General features: G+C 45.8%; 9 protein-coding genes. 5 read left to right on the top strand and 4 right to left on the bottom strand.

Annotated features, from left to right (window positions below; genetic code table 11):
• The 3 genes from GKZ89_RS16890 to GKZ89_RS16880 form a co-directional block, all read right to left on the bottom strand.
• On the bottom strand, nt 1–1,088 hold a 1,088-nt coding region (locus tag GKZ89_RS16890; protein WP_241680306.1), incomplete at its 3' end, for a T7SS effector LXG polymorphic toxin.
• Between the two features lie 60 nt (nt 1,089–1,148).
• Nucleotides 1,149–1,415, bottom strand: coding sequence for a DUF5344 family protein (locus tag GKZ89_RS16885; protein WP_155113592.1), 267 nt, complete (start codon nt 1,413–1,415; stop codon nt 1,149–1,151).
• Nucleotides 1,415–1,864, bottom strand: coding sequence for a YwqH-like family protein (locus GKZ89_RS16880; RefSeq protein WP_155113591.1), 450 nt, complete (start codon nt 1,862–1,864; stop codon nt 1,415–1,417). The genes GKZ89_RS16885 and GKZ89_RS16880 overlap by 1 nt, the downstream gene beginning before the upstream one ends.
• Nucleotides 1,865–2,188: 324 nt before the next feature.
• Between GKZ89_RS16880 and pnuC the strand changes: the two genes are divergently transcribed.
• Together pnuC and GKZ89_RS16870 are read left to right on the top strand one after the other, a co-directional pair.
• Complete coding sequence (gene pnuC / locus GKZ89_RS16875) at nt 2,189–2,830, top strand: nicotinamide riboside transporter PnuC (protein ID WP_155113590.1); 642 nt, start codon at nt 2,189–2,191, stop codon at nt 2,828–2,830.
• Between the two features lie 14 nt (nt 2,831–2,844).
• The gene (locus tag GKZ89_RS16870) at nt 2,845–3,918 is read left to right on the top strand and encodes an AAA family ATPase (protein ID WP_162357015.1); all 1,074 of its coding nucleotides are present in this window, start codon (nt 2,845–2,847) and stop codon (nt 3,916–3,918) included.
• Nucleotides 3,919–3,938: 20 nt separating this feature from the next.
• Here the strand turns inward: GKZ89_RS16870 and GKZ89_RS16865 are convergent, their stop codons facing one another.
• Nucleotides 3,939–4,268, bottom strand: coding sequence for a hypothetical protein (locus GKZ89_RS16865; RefSeq protein ID WP_155113588.1), 330 nt, complete (start codon nt 4,266–4,268; stop codon nt 3,939–3,941).
• A 92-nt stretch (nt 4,269–4,360) separates the two neighbouring features.
• Here GKZ89_RS16865 and GKZ89_RS16860 point away from each other — a divergent pair, with 92 nt between their 5' ends.
• From GKZ89_RS16860 to GKZ89_RS16850, 3 genes are read left to right on the top strand one after another with little or no spacing between them, the layout of a single operon-like run.
• Nucleotides 4,361–4,972 carry a hypothetical protein gene (locus tag GKZ89_RS16860; protein ID WP_155113587.1) on the top strand — a complete coding sequence of 204 codons (612 nt, stop codon included), beginning with the start codon at nt 4,361–4,363 and terminating at the stop codon, nt 4,970–4,972.
• Nucleotides 4,969–5,592, top strand: coding sequence for a hypothetical protein (locus tag GKZ89_RS16855; RefSeq protein ID WP_155113586.1), 624 nt, complete (start codon nt 4,969–4,971; stop codon nt 5,590–5,592). Before GKZ89_RS16860 ends, GKZ89_RS16855 begins: the two co-directional genes overlap by 4 nt.
• 12 nt (nt 5,593–5,604) lie before the next feature.
• On the top strand, nt 5,605–6,243 hold the full coding sequence (locus tag GKZ89_RS16850) for a hypothetical protein (RefSeq protein ID WP_155113585.1): 639 nt from the start codon (nt 5,605–5,607) through the stop codon (nt 6,241–6,243).
• The last annotated feature ends 105 nt before the right edge of the window (nt 6,244–6,348 follow it).

Below are 6,348 nucleotides of genomic sequence, written 5' to 3'. Positions count from 1 at the left end.
AATTCGTAGCCGGAGTTGGCGACGGTGAGGCCGTAGATTCCTTTTTCGGCCTGGGCCAGTTTTTGCATGCCGGCGGTTGTCTTGTAGGCATCGAGGGCACGGTCTGCGGTTACCATGCCTTCGATTGCTTTTCCGCCTTTGTATACCCCTCTGGCTGCACGGCCTCCCCAGCCTACGACTGGGATGAATCCGGCAGCGGCCATCCCGGCAGCTTTGACCCGCTCGGCTTCCGTCAGCTTATTACCCGTCACCGGGTCCACTCCGGTCGTGGCACGGATGATGTCGTTTACACCGGTCAGTTCCCCGGCGACGGTGGTGATTCCGCTGAAGATTTTTTCATGGGCTGGTTTTTCCTGCTCGGCTTTAATTTTGGCCATCTCTTCTTCCATTTTGGCCTTTTCAATCCGGAATTCCTTGAGCTTTTTCTCTTCGTATTTAAAAGAGTCGAGTTTTTCCTCTACCGATTCCCGGACATCGTGGACAATGTGCTCGTCGTAAATCTTTTGATTAAAATGGATGGGCTGGATGGTGCCGTCCCCGCTGGAGGTGGCTGAGCGGATCGCATCATATCCAGCGCTTACTCCTTCAAGATTGCTTAATGCATTTAAGTAATAGACTCCCAAATATCCTTCATCAAAACCGATTACAGCTTGTGCAGCCCCTGCTCTCTCCTTGTCCGCTTCCTCCATGTTCTTTTTGAATGAATCTAACGAAAAAGAAGAGATCGGCAGAATATCCCGGATGGTATCTAATATTTTGCCTAATTCACTATGCTGCTGGTCAACCATTTGCCGGCTCTTGTCTGCTCCGCTCTGCAGCTGTTCCTCCAAGAACGGTACGGCCACTTTCGTACGGTTGTTTAAATCTGCATCCTCCATCCTGCCGGGAATGCTTTCAAAAAATCCCGTCAGTCCTTCAATGACGTCCTGCCAATCCCCTACAAGCTTTATTTGAGCCTGATAAAACCTCTTAATGTTATCTGCGCCTTTCCCCTGCAGTTCCGTATTGTCCACAATCTCCTGAAAGGCTGTTTTTAAAGCCGTAAACTGGTCATCTAATTCGTTATACTGGTCTGTCCTTTTCTTCATCGCCTCTCCTAGTGACGAGGAATTATAGATTTTTCCCATCTCCCACGCTGCCTTTCCCGGTTATTTTGCGGCAATCGCCTCGTCCTGTTCTTTCAGATGCGTGATATTGGCTTTTGTGTCCTCAATATTTTGCTTAACCGCCTGGACATATTGTTCCAGCAATTCCTTGACCAGCTGCTCTGAAGCAAGCCAGGCATCCGTGTAGGCCAGTTTATTCTCCCCAAGTGAAATCTCATCCGGAGATTCAATCACAATCCGGCTTAACGCCTTTTCCATATCTTCAAGCTGCTTCATGACTCCGGTGTGCTCGAGCTTAATATCCGGCATTAAAACAACCCCTTCCGAAGTTCATTCAGCCGGTTTCCGGCATCTGCAAGCTGGTCTTTCGCATCATCAAGCGAATGGCTGATTTCATTGGCAGTTTCTTCAACAGCAGCAGCTGCCATCATCTTCGCGTTAAGGAAAGCAAGCTGGATTTCCAGTCTGGAAATTTCCGCACTGATCTGAGTCTGGTATTCTTCATACTCTTCTTTGAACACCTTCACCATGTCCCTGTAAGCTGCATTACGCGCAGTTTTAAATCGGTTCGCCCGTGCACCCTTCCATTCACTTTCAAGCCTCGGCTGTATAATGTTCTTCACTTCGTTCTGGCCTTCCCCCTGCTCACCGGCAATGCGGCTGTTCGCCTTCCGGAGGAGCCGGATTTTAGCTTGTACAGCATCAATATCCCCGCTTACATCTGCCTGAAATCCCTTCAGAGATCCCCAAAAATCCATTCACAATCACCTCATTTATCCTTTTTTTCTCCAAAAACCCCTATTTATCTATAAAAATTTTATCATTTTTTACCATATACCCCAATTGGCGGAAAGTCCTCTTCTTTTGTTAAAATTTTAGTTGCAGCAGGATAAAAATCCTGTATAACTTTGGCTGCACCAAAAGATTTATAAGCATAAAAACCCAGGTTTACTGTCTGGATTCCTGATTACTCCAAGGGGAAATTTTAGTCAGGAATGTAAAAAGCCCCTTCCCGTTTGGAAGAGGATTGATAGAATAGTATAATAACGCGTGGATATATTTTACATGAAAGGACAAAGAACATGCTTAAAAAATATGACTGGCTCGTCCTCATTGTATTCACAGGACTGGCTTTGTATCTGAACAGCGGCTGGATGGAGATTGCCGCAAGCCTGGCGGGACTTGTCTGTGTATGGCTGAACGCAAAGGAAAACATTTGGGCGTACCCGATTGGAATCGTGAATCTTACTTTGTTCTTTTTCATTTTTTACGAAGTCAAACTCTATGCAGATGCCGTTCTGCAAATTATCTTTCTCGTTTTGTCCATTTATGGCTGGGTTGTGTGGCTGACTAAAAGAGAGGGACATTCGGTCCGGCCGACACGGAAAATAACGAGAAATGAGACAGTTTTTCTCTTTACCGGCATCCTGCTCGTTGCGGTGAGCTGGGGATATGGCCTATCTGCTTATACAGATGCCTCCATTCCGTATGCTGATGCATCAATGGCGTCCATGTCCATTTTTGCCCAGGCTTTCCTGTCCCGCAAAGTCCTTGAGAACTGGCTGATTTGGATTGCTGTTGATATCCTGTCAGTTGGAATCTATTTATACAAAGGGCTGCCGCTTATTGCTTTTACCTACTTTGTTTTTCTCCTCATCTGTATCTATGGATACATCAGCTGGAAAAAAGAATGGCAGAGCGCCAGGCTGCAGGATGCTGCATGAAAGGTGGAATAAAGATGTACGCACACGGTTTGGTCTTCGGGAAATTTTATCCGTTCCATAAAGGCCACCACTATTTAATCCGGCGCGCAATGGAAGAATCAGCGCATGTTACGGTGGTCGTCTGTTCTCTTTTGTCTGAGACCATCCCGGGGGTTCTTCGCCATGCCTGGGTTCACCAGTCTGTAAAAGAAATGCTCACAGAGCCGGAATTTGCAGGAAAAACAGCGGACGTCATCCATCTCGATCAGACTGTTCCCCAAGAGCCTTCGGAACATCCTGATTTCTGGGCCATCTGGACAGGGCTTCTGGAAGGCTATCTGACTCCTGCTCACCCTAAGTTTGACGCGCTGTTCACCTCAGAGGACTACGGTTTTCAAATGGCCGATTGCCTGAATTGCACACATGTCTTGGTGGATAAGGAGCGGCTCACACATCCGGTGTCCGGCACGCTTTGCCGCCGGTTCCTGAATGACAAAGCGGGAACCCATCCGGAATTCACCCGCTTCTTTCAGGAATACGCCGATATTCAAACAAAAGCCCCTGAACCTTTTCATCACCGCATTGTGATCGTCGGCAGTGAATCAACCGGGAAAAGTACGATGACAGAAAAGCTCGCTGATCAGCTGCATGCAGCCGCTGTTTTGGAATACGGCAGAACCTATACAGACCAGTTTCCGCTCACCGGCATTCAGGATTTCTATATCCTGCTGCAAAAACAGCTTCACCTTTTTCTCCACACACCGCTGGAAGCAGTTAAAAATCCAATTCTCATCTGTGACACGGACGCCATCGTCACCCAGACGTTTGCGGATCTCTATTTCCCGCTCAGAGAAAAGGAATTTGATGTGCTCGCTGAACAGCACATCCATGCCTACAGACAGCATGCGGATCTCTACCTGTTTTTAAAACCGACCGTCAAATGGGTGGACGACGGAACGAGGCTTCATGAGCATTACCAGGAATTTGCAGCACAGCGGATAAAGGAGAGGCTCGATAAGTACGGAATAGCTTATGCAGAGATCGATCATCCGGATTATGATGTCAGGACCGAGCAGGCTTTTCAAGCAGTTAAGAAGGTATTAGGATAATCCTGGCGGGGGAACGCAAATCAGTCACCGCCCCCTCCGCCTCCATCTCCGCCGCTGTCACCCCCGCCCCATTCATCGGAAAAACCTCCTTCACCATCACCGAGCCCATCTATTTTAAATACATAAATGACTAAACAAAGCAGGACACAAAACAGCAAAACGGTATCTGCCACACTCCAAAAAGAGCCTTTCAAAAACCCTAAAGCAGCCGTCACCACCGCAAGCCCCAAAAATACGGCCTTTTTCCGCTCATAACCGTTCTTAAAGAAGGAAACAGCAATCCTGAGAACTTTATTCACCACAAGGAGTGCTAATAAATAATTGAATGAGGCTAGAATTGATTCAGTCATCAAAAACCTCCTAAAAAATGTTTATTCTTTAATCACACAAGGAAAACATTCCCTATACGATTAAGATCGTAAACTCGTCTGGAGGCTTTTTTATGAAAATCCTGTTTATCTTTATCGTTGTATTTATTTCTGGAGGATGCAGCCTCAGCCCTGAAACGGAAACCTCTGCTGCAGAGGAATTTACCAAAAGCTATTTATCTTCAGAGAAAACGGCGGAAGACGGCTACGATCTGTTTGAATCGAAGACGGGCGGGTATACGATGCTGTTTCCTGAGGATGCTGTAGTCTCAGAGCATTTCGGCAATGAAAAGCGGAATGACGCGTTTGAGTCTATTATGTACGGCTACCGGTTAAATGGAGCTTCTGTAAGCACCCGAATTACATATGAAAATAAACCAGGCACCCGGGACATTCAAGAGAAACAGAGACTGCTGTCTGTGTCAGCAGGCTACGACGGGGCTTATGAAGTAATTCAATCCAAAGGAAAAACCATTTACTTTGCAGAAAAGAGGACTGTATTAAAGAACTCAAACGGTCATGTCTATCTCGGGTTTATTAAAGCATCAGACAGTGGTCAAGCTGTGGAGTTTACCTTAAATGCAAGGTGCAAGAGGGATGACCAGAGCTGCCAGCCCCCTCTAAAGAATACAGCGCTGAAACTAATGAAGTCTGTACAATTTAACGGGAGGGTGAACGGAACTTGAGAATCCAAATCAAATTTGCTGCCGCACTTCTTCTTTTCATCCTTGCAGGCTGTGACGGTTTAAATGGAAAAGTGGAAAAGCCTGCGGCATTGAAAGATGACTTTACTAAAGGGTACCTGTTGTCTGACAGCGAAGTGGAGGAAGGCTATTTCACGTTTAAATCCAAGACAGACGGATATACGATGCTGTTTCCTCAGGATGCTGTGATATCAGATGATTTCGGCAACGAAATCCATGGTCTTGAATATGAGGCTATTCTATACGGAGCAAAAAGAGATGGGGCTGCTATTGAAACCCAAATCACGTATGAAGATAATCGCAGCACAAGCAAGCTCGAACCGAATTTAAGCCTGCTGTCCTCATCCATTGGCTATGAAGGATCCTACAAAGAGATGAAAGAAGACGGGAAGGTCCATTACTTTGCAAAAGATGTGATGGATGTTGGAAAAGCCACGGCTTACAGCTATTTAAGCTTTATCAAGGCAGATACCACCAATCAGGCTGTAAGGATCGTGTACACCATTACCTGTCAGAAAAAAGATACATCCTGTACGGCAAAGCAGAATGATTTTGAACAGGTTGCCATTAAAATGGTGAAGTCTATTGTTTTTAAGAAGTAAGGAGGAAACAAGTTGAAGCGGCTCATCAAGGTTGGCATTATTTTAAATCTGATTATGACTGTGGGCTGCGGTATGAGTAAAACCCCTGATGAAAGAACGGTTCAGGGACGAACAGCAGCTGAAAAAGACTCTTTTACAAAAGGCTATCTGTCCTCATCAAAAGAAACGGAGGATGGCTATCACTTATTTAAATCAAAGACTGGCGGCTATACCATGCTTTTCCCTGACGATGCAGTCCTATCTAAAGAATTTAATGAGCAAAGAGAAGCCTCCTTTGAAAGCATCGTTTATGGAGCAGAACGGAAAAACGCCAGTATCATGGCGGATGCAACCTATGAAAATAAACCGGAAACTCAAGATGCAGAAGCTAATCTGGAACTATTATCAAACACTACTGGCTATACAGGCGAATATGAAGAACGTAAAGAGGAGGGCAGGAGGATTTACTATGCAAGTGAAGAATCCGAGATTGAAGGAGCTATGAGCTATAACTACTTTGGCTTTATTCAGTCTGCCGGCAGCAGCCAGGCAGTAGAGTTCATCTATAATGTCAGCTGTGAAAAAGCAGCACAAGCCTGTAGAGCAGCTGAGGCAGACCATGAAAAAACGGCTATGAAAATAATGAAGTCAGTGACTTTTAGCAAGGAATGAAGAGATAGCCAGATTTTTACTCTACCTGCATTTGATAACCCCGACTTAAAGCCTAATCTGGTTTCTGTTGATCCATAATTCCGTGTTATCTTATTGGGCAGCGGA

Origin of the sequence: Metabacillus mangrovi (genome assembly GCF_009711125.1) — a bacterium.
Taxonomy (GTDB): domain Bacteria; phylum Bacillota; class Bacilli; order Bacillales; family Bacillaceae; genus Metabacillus_B; species Metabacillus_B mangrovi.
The sequence above is the reverse complement of the archived record's forward strand: the minus strand, read 5'-3'. Positions and strand labels throughout refer to the sequence as shown.

Bases quoted from the DNA above. Each gene is read 5' to 3' on its own strand.
- GKZ89_RS16860 (WP_155113587.1), top strand. From the start codon at position 4,361: ATGAAAATCCTGTTTATCTTTATCGTTGTATTTATTTCTGGAGGATGC.
- GKZ89_RS16870 (WP_162357015.1), top strand. From the start codon at position 2,845: ATGTACGCACACGGTTTGGTCTTCGGGAAATTTTATCCGTTCCATAAA.
- GKZ89_RS16885 (WP_155113592.1), bottom strand. From the start codon at position 1,415: ATGCCGGATATTAAGCTCGAGCACACCGGAGTCATGAAGCAGCTTGAA.
- GKZ89_RS16865 (WP_155113588.1), bottom strand. From the start codon at position 4,268: ATGACTGAATCAATTCTAGCCTCATTCAATTATTTATTAGCACTCCTT.
- pnuC (WP_155113590.1), top strand. From the start codon at position 2,189: ATGCTTAAAAAATATGACTGGCTCGTCCTCATTGTATTCACAGGACTG.
- GKZ89_RS16880 (WP_155113591.1), bottom strand. From the start codon at position 1,864: ATGGATTTTTGGGGATCTCTGAAGGGATTTCAGGCAGATGTAAGCGGG.